15 protein-coding genes are annotated in these 17,503 nt (G+C 64.2%); 8 read left to right on the top strand and 7 right to left on the bottom strand.

What is annotated here, in order from left to right; genetic code table 11:
• Positions 1 to 385: 385 nt before the first annotated feature.
• Positions 386 to 1,297, bottom strand: a complete 912-nt coding sequence (locus NYR97_RS22340) for a sensor domain-containing protein (RefSeq protein WP_316694626.1) — start codon at positions 1,295 to 1,297, stop codon at positions 386 to 388.
• Positions 1,294 to 1,656, bottom strand: a complete 363-nt coding sequence (locus NYR97_RS22335) for a PadR family transcriptional regulator (RefSeq protein ID WP_162498259.1) — start codon at positions 1,654 to 1,656, stop codon at positions 1,294 to 1,296. The genes NYR97_RS22340 and NYR97_RS22335 overlap by 4 nt, the downstream gene beginning before the upstream one ends.
• Before the next feature lie 342 nt (positions 1,657 to 1,998).
• Between NYR97_RS22335 and NYR97_RS22330 the strand changes: the two genes are divergently transcribed.
• The gene (locus NYR97_RS22330) at positions 1,999 to 3,573 is read left to right on the top strand and encodes an alginate export family protein (protein ID WP_316694624.1); all 1,575 of its coding nucleotides are present in this window, start codon (positions 1,999 to 2,001) and stop codon (positions 3,571 to 3,573) included.
• A gap of 578 nt (positions 3,574 to 4,151) precedes the next feature.
• Here the strand turns inward: NYR97_RS22330 and NYR97_RS22325 are convergent.
• Positions 4,152 to 5,426: a hypothetical protein gene (locus tag NYR97_RS22325; RefSeq protein ID WP_316695863.1), complete on the bottom strand. Its 1,275-nt coding sequence runs from the start codon at positions 5,424 to 5,426 to the stop codon at positions 4,152 to 4,154.
• A 617-nt stretch (positions 5,427 to 6,043) separates the two neighbouring features.
• Here NYR97_RS22325 and nudK point away from each other — a divergent pair.
• On the top strand, positions 6,044 to 6,643 hold the full coding sequence (gene nudK, locus NYR97_RS22320) for a GDP-mannose pyrophosphatase NudK (protein WP_316695861.1): 600 nt from the start codon (positions 6,044 to 6,046) through the stop codon (positions 6,641 to 6,643).
• A gap of 235 nt (positions 6,644 to 6,878) precedes the next feature.
• On the opposite strand, the gene NYR97_RS22315 is transcribed toward nudK, so the two are convergent.
• The gene (locus tag NYR97_RS22315) at positions 6,879 to 7,406 is read right to left on the bottom strand and encodes a hypothetical protein (protein ID WP_316695860.1); all 528 of its coding nucleotides are present in this window, start codon (positions 7,404 to 7,406) and stop codon (positions 6,879 to 6,881) included.
• Positions 7,407 to 7,440: 34 nt separating this feature from the next.
• Entirely contained in the window at positions 7,441 to 8,946 is a 1,506-nt protein-coding gene (locus tag NYR97_RS22310; RefSeq protein ID WP_316695858.1) for a helicase HerA-like domain-containing protein, read from the bottom strand.
• Between the two features lie 291 nt (positions 8,947 to 9,237).
• Here NYR97_RS22310 and NYR97_RS22305 point away from each other — a divergent pair, with 291 nt between their 5' ends.
• The gene (locus NYR97_RS22305; protein ID WP_316695857.1) at positions 9,238 to 10,821 is read left to right on the top strand and encodes a transglycosylase SLT domain-containing protein; all 1,584 of its coding nucleotides are present in this window, start codon (positions 9,238 to 9,240) and stop codon (positions 10,819 to 10,821) included.
• Between the two features lie 371 nt (positions 10,822 to 11,192).
• Here NYR97_RS22305 and asd read toward each other — a convergent pair whose 3' ends face one another.
• Both asd and NYR97_RS22295 read right to left on the bottom strand, forming a co-directional pair.
• Entirely contained in the window at positions 11,193 to 12,041 is an 849-nt protein-coding gene (gene asd, locus NYR97_RS22300; protein WP_316695856.1) for an archaetidylserine decarboxylase, read from the bottom strand.
• The gene (locus NYR97_RS22295) at positions 12,038 to 12,688 is read right to left on the bottom strand and encodes an SCO family protein (RefSeq protein WP_316695855.1); all 651 of its coding nucleotides are present in this window, start codon (positions 12,686 to 12,688) and stop codon (positions 12,038 to 12,040) included. The genes asd and NYR97_RS22295 overlap by 4 nt, the downstream gene beginning before the upstream one ends.
• 80 nt (positions 12,689 to 12,768) lie before the next feature.
• On the opposite strand from NYR97_RS22295, the gene prmB reads away from it, so the two are divergent.
• From prmB to NYR97_RS22270, 5 genes are all read left to right on the top strand, one after another.
• Positions 12,769 to 13,695 (top strand): 50S ribosomal protein L3 N(5)-glutamine methyltransferase, encoded by a 927-nt coding sequence (gene prmB, locus NYR97_RS22290; protein ID WP_316695854.1) that lies wholly within the window; start codon positions 12,769 to 12,771, stop codon positions 13,693 to 13,695.
• Positions 13,685 to 14,173 carry a hypothetical protein gene (locus tag NYR97_RS22285; RefSeq protein WP_316695852.1) on the top strand — a complete coding sequence of 163 codons (489 nt, stop codon included), beginning with the start codon at positions 13,685 to 13,687 and terminating at the stop codon, positions 14,171 to 14,173. The genes prmB and NYR97_RS22285 overlap by 11 nt, the downstream gene beginning before the upstream one ends.
• Positions 14,163 to 15,266: a chorismate synthase gene (gene aroC, locus NYR97_RS22280; RefSeq protein ID WP_316695851.1), complete on the top strand. Its 1,104-nt coding sequence runs from the start codon at positions 14,163 to 14,165 to the stop codon at positions 15,264 to 15,266. Before NYR97_RS22285 ends, aroC begins: the two co-directional genes overlap by 11 nt.
• On the top strand, positions 15,259 to 16,347 hold the full coding sequence (locus NYR97_RS22275) for a 2-hydroxyacid dehydrogenase (RefSeq protein ID WP_316695850.1): 1,089 nt from the start codon (positions 15,259 to 15,261) through the stop codon (positions 16,345 to 16,347). Before aroC ends, NYR97_RS22275 begins: the two co-directional genes overlap by 8 nt.
• A gap of 86 nt (positions 16,348 to 16,433) precedes the next feature.
• Positions 16,434 to 17,459: an aspartate-semialdehyde dehydrogenase gene (locus NYR97_RS22270; RefSeq protein WP_205394353.1), complete on the top strand. Its 1,026-nt coding sequence runs from the start codon at positions 16,434 to 16,436 to the stop codon at positions 17,457 to 17,459.
• Positions 17,460 to 17,503: the final 44 nt, after the last annotated feature.

Below are 17,503 nucleotides of genomic sequence, written 5' to 3'. Positions count from 1 at the left end.
CGGCATCCATGCCGCCACACGGTCCCGCAATCGGCGAGGGCACCGCACCAGAAAGATTGCTGGTCGCTTTGTTGAAAGCCATGCACACCGACCATCTCGACTGGCCCTTGCCCGCCCACCGTCGCGGGACCTTACGCGGCATGGATGCCGCGTAAGAGCCTACATGGACGTACTTGCGGCGTGTCCCGCGATGGTGGGCGGGCAAGGGCCCTCCAGCAAACCCACAGGTCACCGCTCTGCAACTGATCTATCTGCACTGTCCAAATCACTTCCACGACAACCGAGATTCAAAGTCGTAGCGTCTTTTCAGGTTCTGCACTGCAGACCACACGGTACTTCAGCGATCGCAGCCACGTGTCGCACAACTCCCAATCACGCAATGCACTCAACTTTCGCCACTTTTGACCAGCAAATGCTTGGCGAACATCCCATGCAGCTTGCCGAAGGCGCGTGCCAGATGCAGCGTGACGAACAGCAGCAGCACGCCCACGACGAACAACGGCAGCGCCAGCAAGGGGCTGGTGACATCCACGCCATCCCAGGTCAGCACCGCCGTGTTGTCGAACAACAGCGCCAACGGTGAAGCGGCCAACCCCAGCGACAGCGACAACAATGTGGTGAACACGCTGAAGTAAATGATGCCCAGCGGCAGCATCAGCAGGAAGTACAGCATCGTGCTCCAGGTGCGCGCATCGGTGAACATCGCACCGATGCGTTGCAGCCAACTGCCCTGCAGCCCGGGATGCGCAGGGCGACGCGGCATGCGCACGCCGAGCAGCGTCTCCACCACGCGGCCTTCCACCAGCGACAGCACACGCACCGACCCGAAAAACAGCACCAGCAGCGGCACACCGACGATCAGGATCAACAGGCCCGCCGACAGACTCGCGCCGGTCACCACCCAGGTGAAATAGAACACGCCGGTGACCAGGGACAGCAGCATGTAGAACAATGCGCCGTACGTGCGCGGGTCGGCCGCGACGCCGAAGAACCTGCCCACCCAGGAACTGCGTTTGGGCGGCAGCGGCGGACGCAGTGCGCGCGTCACCGTCACTTCGGTCTCGCGATAGATCTCGGCCACTTCATCCGGCGCGCCGTAGCTACCGGCCACCGCCGCGATCACTTCCGCCTCGCTCTTGTCAGCGTGCTCGGCCAGTTCGGCGCGCAGGTATTCCTCGGCGTCGTAGAGCGCGTCCTGGATCATCGCCGGGTCCGCGCCGGCCAGGGCCTGGCGCAACTGGGTCAGGTAATCGGGAATGGTGGTCGGCAACGGACGTGTCTGCGCAATGGTCGTCATGGGTGAGTCCCCTCCAGCACTGAATCAACGGAATCGCGGGTGGCGCGCCAGGCGGCGGTCCAGTCGCGCAGGCAATCGCGCCCGGTTTGGGTGATGCGGTAGTAGCGCCGCGGCGGACCGGACGCAGAGGGCTCGACATGGCTCTGCAGCAGCCCTGCCGCTTCCAGATTGCGCAGCACCGGATACAGCGCACTCTGCTTGCCGCTCAGCACGCCGTCCAATCGCTCCAGGCGCTTGGCGATCAGGTAGCCATACAGCGGCTCGTCGGCCTGCGCCAGCACTGCCAGCAATGCCAGCGACACGGTGCCGGCGCTCAGCTCTTTCTGAAATTTTCGTAGGTAGGCATCCGGCTCGCTCATCGCCATCTCCGCTAGGTCGAAGACGATACTAGTAATAAGTTAGGTATAGCGAATGTGCTGTTAGTCATGGAGCCGGGTTATGTCATTCGGGATTCGGGATTCGGGATTCGCAAAAGCATGCCGGCCGAGAATTTCGGTGTATCGACTCAAGCGAACTGAAGAAGAAGTGGCACACCAATCCCCACACCCGCTGCTGCGAATCCCCAATCCCCAATGACAAATTCCGGCTCATGTACTTAGAACCATTGGGTTACTGCCTTTACGGCATGGCTCCACTACAGTCCTTGGTCACTGAGCCGATACACCGTGCTCAGGCGACTCACTTTTAGATAGGGCGACACGATGCGACTTGCGCGTTTGGCACGACCGGCCATGGCTGACACTTCCTTTGGTACCACCCGGCGCCTCTGCCTTGCGATCGGGTTGTCGCTGCCTGGCGTGAGCGTTGCACAGGCGCAGACAGCGCCGGTCAATGCCGAGCAGACCCAGCCGGACAGCACCAAATCGCAAGCGCCTGCCGCAGCACCTGCTGTCCCTGCTGCGCCCGCTGCATCCAAGGGTTACCCGCTCGAAGCGCAGGGTTGGGGTGCCAAACAGGGCGGCAACATGTGGCAGGTGCGCTGGGTCGAAGACTGGTCGTATCTGAAAGATCCGTCCAAGCGCAAGAGCCCGTTCGATCCGCTCAAGTACATCCCGCTCAGCGAATCCGGCGATGTCTACGTGTCGCTCAGCAACGAGCTGCGCGTACGCAGCAACACCATCACCAATCCCGGCCTGATTCCGGGCAGCCATTCGCAGCAACAGTATCTGTTACGTGCATTCTTCGGCGCCGACTTCCATCTCGGCGAGCACTTCCGTCTGTATACGGAACTGGCGCACGGCAGTCTGGATGGGCGCAACGAAGGCGCCAAGACCGGTACCCAGGAAAACAATGCGATCCTGCAGCAGGTGTTCTTTGACGTGAAGGGCGACATCGGCGGCGCCGACACCGGTCTGCGTGTGGGCCGTCAGGTGTTCGTCGACGGCCCGACCACATTGATGGCGCTGCGCGACAACACCGATATCTTTGTGACCTTCAACGGTGTGCGCGCCTGGGCGATCGGCGAAAAGACCCGTGTGGACGTGTTCGATTTCAACTTCAATCTGGATGGCACCGAAGGGTTGGGCGACGATCGCATCGACCGCTCGCGGCATTTCCGCGGCGTGGTTGGCGGGTATCGCCTGCCGACCGCCAAGCCGATGTATCTGGAGCCGTTCTTCTACCAGTTCCGCAACGACAATCAGCTGTGGGGCCGGCAGACCGCCGAAGAAAACCGCAATTACTACGGTCTGCGTCTGTGGGGCAATGTGGGCAAGCTGCGCACCGATTCGTTCGTGACCGTGCAGCGCGGCAGCTTCGGCGGACGCGACCTGCGCGCGTACATGGCGAGCACCTCCAATGCCTGGACGTTGAGCGATAGCGGCTGGAAGCCGCGCGTGGGGTTTCATAGCGAAATCGCCTCCGGTGGTGGCGGCACCTCCGGCACCGGCACCTTGCGCAACAACAATTTTCTCTACGGCAACACGATCTACTTCAGCTGGGCGACGTTCTTCGGCCCGGTCAACCTGGTCACTGCCGCACCGACGCTGATCTTCTCGCCCACGCCCAAGCTCACCGTGAACCTGGAGTGGGAAACCTTGTGGCGCCAGACCACCAGCGATGCGATCTACAACAACCAGGCGCGCGCCTATGCACGTACGCAGAGCACCGGCGAGCGCCGCATCGGCACCATGCCGCGCATCAACGCGACCTGGAACATCGACCCGAACTGGTCGGTGACCTTCCGCGCCGAACACCTGATCGCCGGCCCTGCGCTGACCAAGGCCGGTTACGGCGATTCGACCTTCGTGATGGGGTGGTTGAATTTCCGGTTCTGAGCAAGCGGTACGCTCCGATCGTTGTTCTGCACTGATCTGCGCACTAGGATCGGACGCGATGAATGTGTTGGTTGCATAGCGGCTTGGCTGCAGCTTGGCTGCAGGGCCCTTGCCCGCCCACCGTCGCGGGACACGCCGCAAGTACGTCCGTGTAGGCTCTTACGCGGCATCCATGCCGCGTAAGGTCCCGCGACGGTGGGCGGGCAAGGACCAGTCGAGATGGTCGGTGTGCATGTTTTTCAACAAAGCAATCGGCTGACTCTCTGGTGCGGTGTCCTCACCGATTGCGGGACCGTGTGGCGGCATGGATGCCGCCACCGAGCCTCCAGGGATGGATTCACGGCGTGTCCCGCGAGCGGTGAGGGCACCGCGCCCTCGGTGATGCGGGCTTGCTGCAGGGCCCTTGCCCGCCCACCATCGCAGGACACGCTGCAAGTACGTCCATGTAAGGTCCCACGACGGTGAGCGGACAAGGACCAATCAAGATGGTCGGCGTGCATGGTCGCGAGCAGTACACGCCGCGGGACTGTCCGATGACGGAAGATCCGATTAGCTACCTCAAAAATTTTGCCAGCCACTCAAGCCGGTTGAATCGCCACCGCTTTCAGCGCCGCTTCCAGCTTCGCGCGTAGTGCATCGTTGTCGCACTGATCCAGCGCGTTCTGCAGCACGGCACGCGCCTGGTCGTCGCGGCCGAAACGTTCGGCCAGCAGTAAGCCCGCGTCGAGCGACCACGCCGGTAGCATCACGTCGCGCGGCCATGTGCCGATGGCAGCTAGCAGGCCGTCGGTCGTCAGCTGGAATTGCCCGGCCATCTTGGCGCGCTCGGCCAGCAGCGTGGCTTGCTCAGGCGTCAGCGGTGTAAATGCGGGATTGCTGTCCAATGCTTCGCGCTGCAAGGCGAGTGCGCGGCGCTCCTGTTTTTCCTGCAGCAAGCGATTGATGTAGTGGCGGGTATGGTCGTGCAGTTCGTCGTTGCGATGATGTTGGCGCAGCAGACGCTGATACAGCTCATGCACGGCAAGGCTCACTGCGCGTGATCGCACCGCGCCGCGTAACGCTTGAAATGCTTCGTCGGCATGTCCGTCGCGCAGGTACTGCTCTGCTTCGTCTAGCAGGCGTTGATCCGGGTCTTCGCGCTCGACTGCCGCGCCATTGCTGGGCAGATAGCCGAGTTCTTCGTGGTACTGGTACACCAGATAGCCCATCAGATGAAAGCTGGCGAACAGGCTCCAGATGGAGGCAATCACAACGGTCGCTTCGCGCACGACCGGCGGCAGATATTTCACCGCAATGAACACCGCTGCCGTGCCGCTGCCCTGGATCACATACAGCAGGCCGTAGGCGGCCAGGTACGGCCAGCCGATGCGCAGCGCCATGTCGATCGACACTGCCGGGTTGAGTGCGCGGCGCAGGCTGCCGTCGATGGCCAGCGCAATCATCATGCCGGGCAGCAACAGCTGCACCACCAGATACGCGATGGTCAAGCCGGGCTTGCCGGCCAGTACGCCGGCCGCACCGATGACGACGCCCAGCGCAAGCGCCAGCAGAATCAGCCTGAGTACCGCGCTATCGAACGTGTTGTAGCCGAGTCGCGGTGCGTCGGCTTGCCCATCTGCGCTGTGGCGCAGGATGTCGAAGGCATAGGTGTAGGTCGCCATGCCCAGCACGCCGGCGATCAGCAGTTTCAGGATGCCTGGCAACACCAGCAGCGCGCTGCACAGGGTCAGCGCAATCAGCGCGTACAGCGCCGAGCCGCGCAGCGGGTAGGTGGCGATGGCGGGAATGCGGGTCCAGAACGGTGCCGGTGCGGCCTGCACTGCAACCTTGCGTGCGCGAAAACGGTCTTCCATGACGCTCCCCAAGCGTGTGATGTGAAGGGATTGTGCGGTGGTGCGCGTCGCCGTGCAATTGGGATCTAACGGCGCCTGCCTGTTGAGCCCGGTGATGCACGGCAGCGGGTGGGGGCTTGGCCCGTAGCCGCATGTGGAATGACACGAACTGCCCAAGGACGAACGTCGGTATCGACGGTTCAGTGGGCAGTGCGCTATCGAAGAAAGCGTCTTGCTCAAGGAGCACGTGATGGCAATTGGAGATTTTGCGAAGCGGTGCCGGCGTTGCGTATGGAGGCGTGATCGCGACACATTGCCGGTCGCGCGAGCATCGCCCACGTCGCGATCGTGCATTTTTTCATCCTAGTGACGTACGCGCTTCCGTGCTTCAGCCGACCGTGCAGGTCGCGGTCTGAATGATCGGCAGCGTGGAAGTCATTGGCCTAGTACGTACTGATCGCAATGCAGGCCTTTACATGTCGATATGCGATACGTGCAGTGCTTCAGTAGATGACGTAATGCTCTGGATCCTGGTGATCGGTAGACTGTCGACCCGCTGCAGTCATTGCGGATCTTTCGAGCGACCAGACGCGCCACGTGCGTGGCACTACCGTCGCTCGCATCACAAGGAGTGTCGCTTGAATCCATCCGCCACCGGCAACCCGCAGGTTCGTATTCGCAGCATCGATGTGCTGTCGGACAATTGGTATGTGCTGCGCAAGGTCACCTTTGATTTTCAGCGCAAGGACGGCCGCTGGCAGACCCTGTCGCGCGAGGCCTACGACCGCGGCAATGGCGCCACGATCCTGCTCTACAGTCGCGCCAAACAGACGGTGATGCTGACCCGCCAGTTCCGCCTGCCGACACTGCTCAACGGCAACGCCGACGGCATGCTGATCGAAGCTTGCGCCGGCTTGCTTGACCAGGACGATGCGCTGACCTGCATCCGCAAGGAAACCGAAGAGGAAACCGGCTACCGCATCGACAACGTGCGCAAGGTGTTCGAGGCGTTCATGAGCCCGGGTTCGGTGACCGAGCGTCTGTATTTCTTTGTCGGCGAATACTTCGATGGCGACAAGGTCAGTGACGGCGGCGGACTCGAAGAAGACGGCGAAGAGATCCAGGTGCTGGAACTGCCACTGGATACAGCGCTGGCGATGATCGGCTCAGGCGAGATCGCCGATGCCAAGACCATCATGTTGCTGCAGTACGCCAGGTTGCATGGCGTGTTGGCGTAGCCGATCTCGTGCGCCGCGTGAACGTTTGTCGTTGTGGTGCCGCCGCGTGTCGCTATCTGCATGCAACGCGCTTGCGCACAAAAACGACGCTGCCGCAGACCTGAATTCTGCGGCCGTCGACGCAAGCGATTCTTGTTGCTCGCGTGGCAAAAAATGCCGAGTGCAGGTTCCGCTCTTGAGTAGTGCTGGGTGCAAAGGTGCGCAACTCACAGCATCATGAATCCATGCTCAAAGATCAGCGCACACGTCGCAGCACTTTGTCTTGATCCTCTGGCGGATTGCCGCTGTGGCAATTGTGGCCATCCTGTGCCAGGGCGTAGTCGGTGCGATGCGCATGGCGCTCGGAGATGGTGTCCTGTTCGATGCGAAACCCGTAGATATTGGGTCCGATCATCGGATCATTGGGGTCTTCGAAGCTGAGCATTAGGCAGCTTCCGCCTATCTGGTCAATCCACCAGGATCCGATCATGGTTTTGGGGGCGGTATGTCGCGCGGCGCCAGCGATGCAGGTCGTCTTCAATGTGTAGCGTCGGCCGTTGTCGCTTGGTTTTCCTGTCTTGTGGAGAAAAAGATCGGCGCGGACGGCTTGGCAGTCTTGCGTGTAGGGCTGCAGTTTGCCGGTGTAGCGGCCGGCAAGCAGGTGCTGCTGTTGTAGCGGCCACGCTTCAATTGGAGCTGGTTGCCGGGCAGTGGCCGTTGCCGCCCCAATGATCGTGCTTGCAGTCAGACAGCGGAACAGCAGTATTGTTGCGTCCTTGCTCATTGGTTTTGTCTTGTCGTTTTGTGTGCGTGGCTACTCAGCGCTTCCCACCAAAAATACTGCCGAAAATACCGCGCACGATCTGCTGGCCGATCTTGTTGCCCACCGTGCGCGAGGTCTGCTTGGCCATCGCTTCGAGCATGCCCTGGCGGCGGCTGGTGCCGAAGACGGCGTCCTTGACCGCCTGGCCGAAGCCGCTGTCTTGCGCGTCGTCATCCCCGCGGGTGCGCGCCGGTGGTGCGGCGTTGTGCTCGGCTACCTGTTCGACGCGGCGTGCCAGTCGTTCGGCGGCCGATTCGCGGTTGATCGCGGCGTCGTAGCGGGTGCCCACCGGGCTGGCGGCACGCACCTGCGCGCGTTCGGTCTCGCTGATGGGGCCCATGCGGCAGCGTGGTGGGGCGATCAGGGTCTGCTGCACCGGCGCGGGCACGCTCTTGCCTTGCAGCGGCGACACCAGCGCCTCGCCGGTACCCAGGCTGGAGATCGCGGTTGCCACGTCGAGCTTGGGATTGGCGACGAAGGTCTGCGCCGCGGTCTTGACCGCCTTCTGGTCGCGCGGGGTGTAGGCGCGCAGCGCGTGCTGCACGCGATTGCCGAGCTGGCCGAGGATGTTGTCCGGAATATCGTCGGGAAACTGCGAGCAAAAGTACACGCCCACACCTTTGGAACGGATCAGCCGCACCACCTGTTCGATACGCTGCACCAGCGCGGCGGGCGCGTCGTCGAACAGCAGATGCGCTTCGTCGAAGACGAACACCAGCTTGGGCTGTTCCAGGTCGCCCACCTCGGGCAAACGCTCGAACAGTTCCGACAGCAGCCACAGCAAAAAGGTGGAATACAGCTTCGGCTTGAGCACCAATTGGTTGGCCGCCAGGATGCCGATCACACCACGGCCATCGGGCGCCACGCGCATCAGCTCGGCAAGTTCCAATGCGGGCTCGCCAAAGAATTGCTCGCCGCCGTCCTGCGCCAGACGCAGCAAGGAGCGCTGGATCGCGGCCACCGATTGGCTGGAGACCAGCCCGTAACTGGTGGACAGCTCCTTGCGTTCTTCCACCACCAACGCCAGCAGCGCGCGTAGGTCGTCCAGATCCAGCAACAGCAGTCCACGGTCGTCGGCCAGCTTGAACACGATGTCCAGCACACCGGACTGGGTGTCGTTGAGTTCCAGAATGCGCGCGAGCAGGGTGGGGCCCATCTCGCTGACGGTGGTGCGCACCGGGTGGCCGAGCTTGCCGTACAGATCCCAGAACACCACCGGGTTGGCGGCCGGCGCGTAATCGGTGATGCCCACTTCCGTGGCGCGCTGCAACACGCCGGCTGCGCCGTCGCCGGCAACCGCCAGACCGGCCACGTCGCCTTTCACGTCGGCCAGGAACACCGGCACGCCCAGCCGCGAGAAGCCTTCGGCCAGGGTCATCAAGGTGACGGTCTTGCCGGTACCGGTGGCGCCGGCGACCAGGCCGTGGCGGTTGCCGAAGCGTCCTTCCAGGATCACCGCGATGTCGTCGGTGACGCCTTTGCCGAGCAGGAACGAGGCCATTGCGCAGATCCGGTGGGAAAACGTGATTCTATCCGGCAATGCTCGCTGGCAATCCCGGTGGGGCATCGTGGTGGCACAGCGAGTCCGCACGCCGGCGCGAGACGTCAAAGAGCCATGCCGCCGGGCAACTCGCAGGAGCAACGGGCGCGACTCACGGAACCAGCCAGCAGCCATTCCAACCACCTAATCCATCGATCAATCTAACGGCCCACTGACCCTGCCGGCGGTGCCGCCTTGCCCCGGTGTCGCCCCGGCGGCTACCCTGCCTGCCTTTCCGCTGTACTGCCTACGATGCCGCTCGCTCATTTTGCTTTGCGCCCATGGCCGGTTCTGGCACTGGTGGCGCTGATGTCTGTCGTCCCCGCTGCCCACGCCATTTCCAAACGCGACACGGAGAAGGCGGCCGTGCTCGATGCCCGCATGGCCGCCGCCGAAAAGCGTTATCGCGATGCGTTGGTGCTGGTGAACAACTCCGACCCCAAGGGCACTGCCGAAGGCGATGCCGCGCTGGAGGACATGGAAGACGTCATCGATGCCTGCATCAAGCAGCGCGGCTGCCTGGTCGCCAATCAGCTGGCCACCTACAAGCGCCTGCTGAAGGCGCGCGCCGACGCCGAGGCCCCGGCCGCCGAAGACCCGGAAGACGACGACAGCTTGCTGCAGGCCGACCCGGATCATCTCGGCCCGGCGAACAACGGCGTGCCAGAAGCCGCACGTGCGGCCACCCTGCTCAACGACCAGCGCCACGATTTCGACAAGATGGTGCAGTACAACCCGGCGGTGCAGGCCGGCATCCGCCGCTGGCTGACCGACATGCGCCCGGCGTTGCTGACCAGCTACGAGAACTACAGCAATTTGCGCGGGGTGATGTGGCCGGAATGGCAGAAACGCGGCCTGCCCGAAGCGCTGCTGTTCGGCATCATGGCCAAGGAATCCAACGGCAAGGTGCACGCTAGCTCGCGCGCCGGTGCGGCCGGGTTGATGCAGTTCATGCCGGCCACCGGGCGTCGCTTCGGGCTGGGCCCGGACGGCACCGGCTTCGACACGCGCTTCGATGCACGCAGTGCCGCCGAAGCCAGCGCCGCCTACCTCAACGAGCGCATGGCCGGGCTCAACCGCAACATCGAACTGGCGCTGGCCGCCTACAACGGTGGCGAGGGCCGCGCAGCGCGCGTGTTCTCGCAGAGCGGCGGTCGCGGGTTCTGGGAGCAGGACGTGTACAACCAGTTCCCGGCCGAAACCAAGGACTACGTGCCGATGGTGATCGCCGCAGCTTGGATCTTCCTGCATCCGCGCCAGTACGGCGTGGATTTCGCCAAGCTCGACGCGCAGCCGGCCACGCTCAAGCTCGCCAAGTCGACGACCATCTACGAACTCACCATTTGTCTGGGCAGCATGGGGACGCGCGACGGCTATATGCGTGCATTGCGCAATCTCAATCCGCGCTATGAATCCGATGGCTGGATTCCGGCCGGCACTGTCATCAATGCCACCAACCGCATCGCCAGCCTGTACACGCGCTACTGCGTCAATGGCCCGCGTGCGGATCTGGCGCGCACGCTGATCACTGCCGACCTCAACAGTGCGATCGTGCGCAGCAGCGGCGCCCCCGAGTACGTGCCCAGCGTGGCAGTAGGCGATGTCAGCCCGATGGCCGGCGTGCCGACCACCGTGGCCACCGGCCAGCCGGTCGTCGCCAAGCCCAAGGCCAAGCAGGCGCGCAGCTACACCGTCGCCAAGGGCGACACGCTCGGCCGCGTCGCGCAGAAGTACCAGTGCGAGATCAAGGAGCTGGCCAAGGCCAATCGCCTGAAGGCGCCGGGCTATGCGCTCAAGCCGGGGCAGAGCATCAAGCTGGCGGGCTGCGATCGCTGACTTGCGGAAGCGGTATCGCGTCGGCGAGCTGCGGGCTGGACCCAGCTCCTGTAGGAGCGGGCCTGCCCGCGATGAAGCCGTCCCGGTAGCTCTAGGGTGGGCGGGCACGCTCTAAATTGGAGGCTGGGAGTGCGAAACGCGCCTGCGCCCGAACGTCATCGAGAATGCCTCATCGCGGCCAGGCCCGCCCCTACAACGGCATCGCTAGCCACATTTGCCGATCGCCGCATTCGGAGTGAATCTCGCTGGTGCACGAACGTCATCGAGAATGCCCGTCGCGTCAGGCCCGCTCCTACAGCGGCGGAGTCGCTCGCCGCATTCGCCGATTGCCGCGTTGGGTGTGAAGCCGGAGGTGTCACGCGCCGCTGTAATCAGCTTGTCTGGCGACGTGCGAGCGATTGTCCTAAACGAACCGCTGTCTCCGCAGCAAGTCCACCATCGAGCTTGGCGACACCTGGCGGCAGCAGCACGATCACAGTAGACCCGTAATTGAAGCGCGCCATCTCCGCAAACCGCTCCAGCACGATGCCCTTGCCGCGATAATCCTTGCGCGTGATGTGATCGCCATAGCGCGGAATCTCCACGCCGCTCCACACCGTCTCCACGCCGGACACCAAGAGCGCGCCCACCATCACCGAGGCCATCGGGCCGAAGTCGGTGTCGAAGTGGCACACCAGACGCTCGTTGCGGGCGAACAAGCGCGGCACGTTGCGTACCGCATCCGGGCCCACGCTGAACAAGCGGCCGGGCACGTGCACGGTTTCGCGCAATGTGCCGGTCCACGGCATGTGCACGCGGTGGTAATCCTTCGGCGACAAATACACCGTGGCGAACAGCCCGTCGTTGAACGGCAGCGCGGCCTCGGCATCGCCGAGCAGTTCGGCAGCGGTAAACGACTGCCCCTTGGCCTGGAAGATGCGGCCGTTCTCGATCGGGCCGAGCTGGCTGATGCGGCCGTCGGCAGGCATCAGCAGCGCCGCAGGATCGGCATCGGGCACGCGTGCGCCCGGCTTCAGGGCGCGGGTGAAGAACGCATTGAAGGTGGGATAGGCGCGCGGGTCCGGTTCCAGTGCTTCGCTCAGGTCCACGCCGAACTTGCGCGTCACCGTGTCGATCAACCATTGCTTGGTGGATGGTGTCTCGGAATAGGCCAGCGCACGCGCCATTGAGGACAGCAACCGGTGCGGCAGCACGTAGGTCAGGGAAGTGACGAGACTCACGGAGCGGTTACCTTGGTCAGCTGTTGGAGGTCGGCGGCAATCGCCTTGGGGTCGAGCGGGGGGCGGATCAGGCCGGCCAGGCGGCCTTGCGGGTCGAGCACGGCGATGCCGGCCGAGTGATCCATGCTGTAGTCATTGGGATTGTCCGCAAAACCCTTGCCCGGCACCTTCTGAAACACGAAGCCAAGTGCGGTGGCGAAGCGCTCCAGCGCCGGCACGTCGGCAGTGGCGGCCAAAGTGTCCTTGTGGAACGCATGCGCGTATTCGCCCAGGCGTGCCGGCGGGTCGCGCTGCGGGTCCACCGACACGAACAGCACGCGCGGGCGCAGCCCATCCGGAATGCTTGCCCACTGCTGCTGTGCCACCGCCAGATCGGTCAAGGTGGTGGGGCAGACGTCCGGGCAAAAGGTAAAGCCGAGGAATACCAGCGTCCAATGCCCCTTCAGCTCACCGGGCACCAGCTGGGTACCATCGGACTGGCGCAGGCTGAACTGCGGCAGGGTGCGTGGTTGCGGATAAAAGGTGATGGTCCGGGTGGGCGGCCAGGGCGAGCTGGGCGCGGCGCCGAGGAACTTCTGGCCCAGCAACAGCCCCAGGCCGGCGGCCAGCGCCACCAGCAGCACGATGCCGGTATTGCGATTGAACATGGCGGTTTCCAGTGCAACGGACGCTCATGATACCGATCCGACCTCTATAATCGTGGGCCGATTCCTCTTTAGTTGTTGCCATGACTGCCGCCGCGGCCGACGAACTGCACACCATCATCGACCTGATCCGCTACGGCACCAGCCGTTTCAATGCAGCCGGTCTGACCTTCGGCCATAGCTACGACAATGCGCTGGACGAGGCCACCCAGTTGGTCCTGCACAGCCTGCACCTGCCGCACGATCTGGGCCCGGCCTATGGCCAGGCGCGTCTGCTGCGCTCGGAAAAGGAACAGGTACTGGGCTTGTTCGAACGCCGCATCAGCGAGCGCGTGCCGGCGGCGTATCTGACCGGCGAGGCCTGGTTTGCCGGCCTGAGTTTCAAGAGCGATGCGCGCGCATTGGTGCCGCGCTCGCCGATCGCCGAGCTGATCGAAGCCGGCTTCGAGCCCTGGCTGGGCGGCCGCGAAGTCACCCGTGCGCTGGACCTGTGCACCGGCTCGGGCTGCATCGCCATCGCCATGGGCCACTACAACCCGCAGTGGGACGTGGACGGCGTGGACATCAGCGACGACGCGCTCGCACTGGCCGCCGAAAACAAGGCGCGCCTGCATGCCGACAACGTCACCCTGCTCAAGTCCGACCTGTTCGCCGGGCTGGGCGGCCGCCAGTACGACCTGATCGTCACCAACCCGCCGTATGTCACCAACGACGAAACCGACGCGCTGCCGCAGGAGTATTCCTACGAGCCGGAGCTGGGGTTGCGCGCGGGCGACGATGGCCTGGATCTGGTGCTGAAGATCCTGCGCGATGCGCCGCAGCACCTCAGCGAGGACGGTCTGCTGATCTGCGAAGTGGGCGAGTCCGAGCAGCACCTGATCAAGCTGCTGCCGGAAGTGGATCTGGCCTGGGTCGAGTTCAAGGTCGGGCAGATGGGCATCTTCGCGGTCGAATGCCGCGAGCTGATCGCGCACGGCGCGCGCATCGCCGAGCTGGCCAGTGCGCGCTGAGTGGTCCACGCCGCGCCCGCAGTTGAGCGATCTGCTGTTGCTGGTGCCGGTGTCCATCTTCGGTGTCGGCATTCCGCTCGGCCTGCTCGACGTGGTGTACCGCCTGTTCGACCCGATGTACGGCGGTCCCTGGCAGCAGCGCTGGATGAGCGCGGCGGCGGAGATCGGTTTTGGCCTGATGGCGTTTTTCGGCCTGGTCTCGGCCTGGATCGTGGTGGTCAGTTCGGATGCGACATTGCACGCGCATCGGCGCCGTACGTTGGTCGTGGCACTGGGCCTGCTGGTCGGCGTCGGCGCTGCGCTGTATCTGCTTGCCGATTGGCTGCTCAGCGGGCGTCACGGGCTGGATGTGTTTTTGCTGGTGTTCAGCGGCGTGTTCGCGGTGGCGCCGATGCTGGTGGCGGCACGTCATCTGCCGCGCCTGCTGCGCGCCATGCCACCTGCTGCAATGTTGAGAGGATGCCGCAATGGGCAGTAACAGTTTCGGCCGCCTGTTGACGGTCACCACCTTCGGCGAGTCGCATGGGCCGGCGATCGGCTGCGTGATCGACGGCTGCCCTCCGGGCCTGGAAATCGCGCCGGAAGACTTCACCCACGATCTGCAGCGGCGCGCATCCGGCAAGAGCCGGCACACCTCGGCACGCCGCGAAGCCGACGCCATCGAGATCCTGTCCGGCGTCTATGAAGGCCGCACCACCGGCACGCCGATCGGCCTGCTGATCCGCAATACCGATCAGCGCAGCAAGGACTACAGCAACATCGCCCAGCAGTTCCGCCCCGGGCACGCGGACTACAGCTATTGGCAGAAGTACGGCATCCGCGACCCGCGTGGCGGTGGGCGTTCGTCCGCGCGCGAGACCACCATGCGTGTGGCTGCCGGCGTGATCGCCAAGAAGTGGCTCAAGCAGCGCCACGGCGTGCTGGTGCGTGGGTTCCTATCGCAACTGGGCGAGATCCGTCCGACCGGGTTCGACTGGACTGCGGTCGAGGACAATCCGTTCTTCTGGCCGCATGCCGAGCAGGTGCCGGAGCTGGAAACCTATATGGATGCGCTGCGCAAGTCCGGCGATTCGGTCGGCGCGCGCGTGGACGTGGTGGCCGGAGGCGTGCCGCCGGGCTGGGGCGAGCCGATCTACGGCAAGCTCGATGCCGAACTGGCTGCCGCGCTGATGAGCATCAATGCGGTCAAGGGCGTGGAGATCGGTGACGGTTTTGCCAGCGCTGCGCAGAAGGGTACCGAACACCGCGATCTGATCACCCCGGAAGGCTTTCTCAGCAACCATGCCGGCGGCATCCTGGGCGGCATTTCCACCGGCCAGGCGATCACTGCCTCGATGGTGCTCAAGCCGACCTCGAGTCTGCGCCTGCCCGGCGCGACGGTGGATGCCGAGGGCGCCGTGGTAGATGTGATCACCACCGGTCGCCATGACCCCTGTGTGGGCATTCGCGCCACGCCGATCGCCGAGGCGATGATGGCCTTGGTCTTGATGGATCAGGCCTTGCGTCATCGCGCCCAATGCGGCGATGTGGGTGAGGTGTCGCCACGTATTCCCGGTCAGCTCGATGTCTGAGTCGCGGCGCGCCAAGGTGTGGGTCAGCCAGCCGCTGTTCGACGATGTCGTCGCCCAGTTGGGCGAACATTTCGAGCTGACCACCACCGAGCGCGTCACTGCCTATTCGCCGGCTGACCTGGCCGCGCGACTGGCATCGCTGGACGGTGCCTTGATCACCCTCAACGAGCGGATCGGCGTGGCGGAAATCGCCTCCGCACCGCAGTTGCGCGCCATCGCCAACGTCGGTGTGGGCTACAACAATCTCGATCTCGACGCGCTGAGTGCGGCCGGCATCCTGGCCAGCAACACGCCGGACGTGCTGACCGAAACCACCGCCGATCTCGGCTTCGCGTTGCTGATGGCCACCGCGCGCCGCATCACCGAATCCGAGCGCTGGTTGCGCGATGGGCAGTGGGGGCAGTGGTCGTTCAAGACCATGCTCGGCGCCGATATCCACGGCGGCACGCTCGGTATTCTGGGCATGGGCCGGATCGGGCAGGGCATCGCCCGCCGCGGTGCGCACGGTTTCGGCATGCGCGTGCTGTATCACAACCGTAGCCAGTTGCCGGCCGAGACCGAACGAGTGCTCGGCGCGCAGTACGTGGATTTCGACACCTTGCTGGCGCAGTCCGATCACCTGGCCCTGGTGCTGCCGTACACCAAGCAGTCGCACCACATCATCGATGCTGCAGCGCTGGGCAAGATGCGCGCCACCGCCACGCTGGTGAACATCGCGCGCGGCGGCCTGGTCGATGAAATCGCGCTGGCCGATGCGCTCGCCAATGGACGCCTGGCCGGCGCCGGGCTGGACGTCTACGAGGGCGAGCCGGTGGTTCGCCCCGAGCTGCTCGCTCTGCACAATGTGGTGCTGACCCCGCATATCGGCAGTGCCAGCCTGGCAACGCGCCGCGCCATGGTGCAGCTGGCGGTGGACAACCTGATCGCTGCGCTCGGCCAAGGCCCTAATGCCGGCCGTCCGCCCAGCGCACTGAATGCCGATGCAGTGGCCGCTGCCAAACAGGGCGGCGTGCACATGGATGCGAGCGCTGGCGAAGCGATCAAAACCGGCGCGATCAAAACCACCACGACCAAACGATAGGGAACCTCCGCGGCCAGCTTTGGAGGTTCCCCGAACCCACTGCGCAAGCGCGTTCCCCTCTTTCCTCTTTCGATAAAGACAATCTCATGAGCAACGAAAACCGTCGTTTCAACGTCGCGGTCGTGGGCGCCACCGGCGCTGTCGGCGAGACCATGCTGAGCATCCTGGCCGAGCGCAACTTCCCGGTCGCCACCCTGTATGCGCTGGCGTCGTCGCGTTCGGCCGGCGGGCAGGTGGAGTTCAACGGCGGCAAGGTCGATGTGCTGGATCTGGCCGATTTCGATCCCACCGGCGTGGATATCGCGCTGTTCTCCGCAGGCGGCAGCGTGTCCAAGGAATACGGCCCCAAGTTCGCCGCTGCCGGCGCGGTGGTGATCGATAATTCCTCGGCGTTCCGTTACGACGACGATGTGCCGCTGGTGGTGTCGGAAGTCAATCCCGAAGCGCTCAAGCAGCGCCCGCGCGGCATCATCGCCAACCCCAATTGCTCGACCATGCAGATGCTGGTCGCGCTCGGCCCGATCCACCGCAAGTACGGCATCGAGCGCATCAATGTGGCGACCTATCAGTCGGTCTCCGGCGGCGGGCGTTCGGCGATGGAAGAGCTGGGCAAGCAGACCAGCGAACTGCTGGGCTTCCAGCAGATCGAACCGCAGCGTTTCCCGGTGCAGATCGCCTTCAATCTGATCCCGCACATCGACGATTTCCAGGACAACGGCTACACCAAGGAAGAGATGAAGCTGGTCTGGGAGACCCGCAAGATCCTGGGCGACGAGACGATCATGGTGAATCCGACTGCGGTGCGTGTACCGGTGTTCTACGGTCACTCCGAAGCGGTGGCGATCGAAACCCGCGACAAGATCACTGCCGAGCAAGCGCGCGCGCTGCTGGAAGCATCGCCCGGCATCGAAGTGGTGGACGAGCGCAAGCCGGGCGGCTACCCGACCCCGGTCACGCACGCCTCCGGCAAGGACGCGGTGTTCGTCGGCCGTATCCGTGAAGACCTGTCGCATCCGCGCGGTCTGAATCTGTGGATCGTCTCGGACAACATCCGCAAGGGCGCCGCGCTCAACGCCGTGCAGCTGGCCGAGCTGGTCGCACAGGAAGGCTGAGCACGCTCGTCAGTAGGAGCGCGCTGGCGCGAGACGGAGCTTTC

Source organism: Xanthomonas hydrangeae, from assembly GCF_032697525.1.
Taxonomy (GTDB): Bacteria; Pseudomonadota; Gammaproteobacteria; order Xanthomonadales; family Xanthomonadaceae; genus Xanthomonas; species Xanthomonas hydrangeae.
Note: the sequence above shows the minus strand (reverse complement) of the source record. Positions and strands in the feature narration are given on the sequence as shown.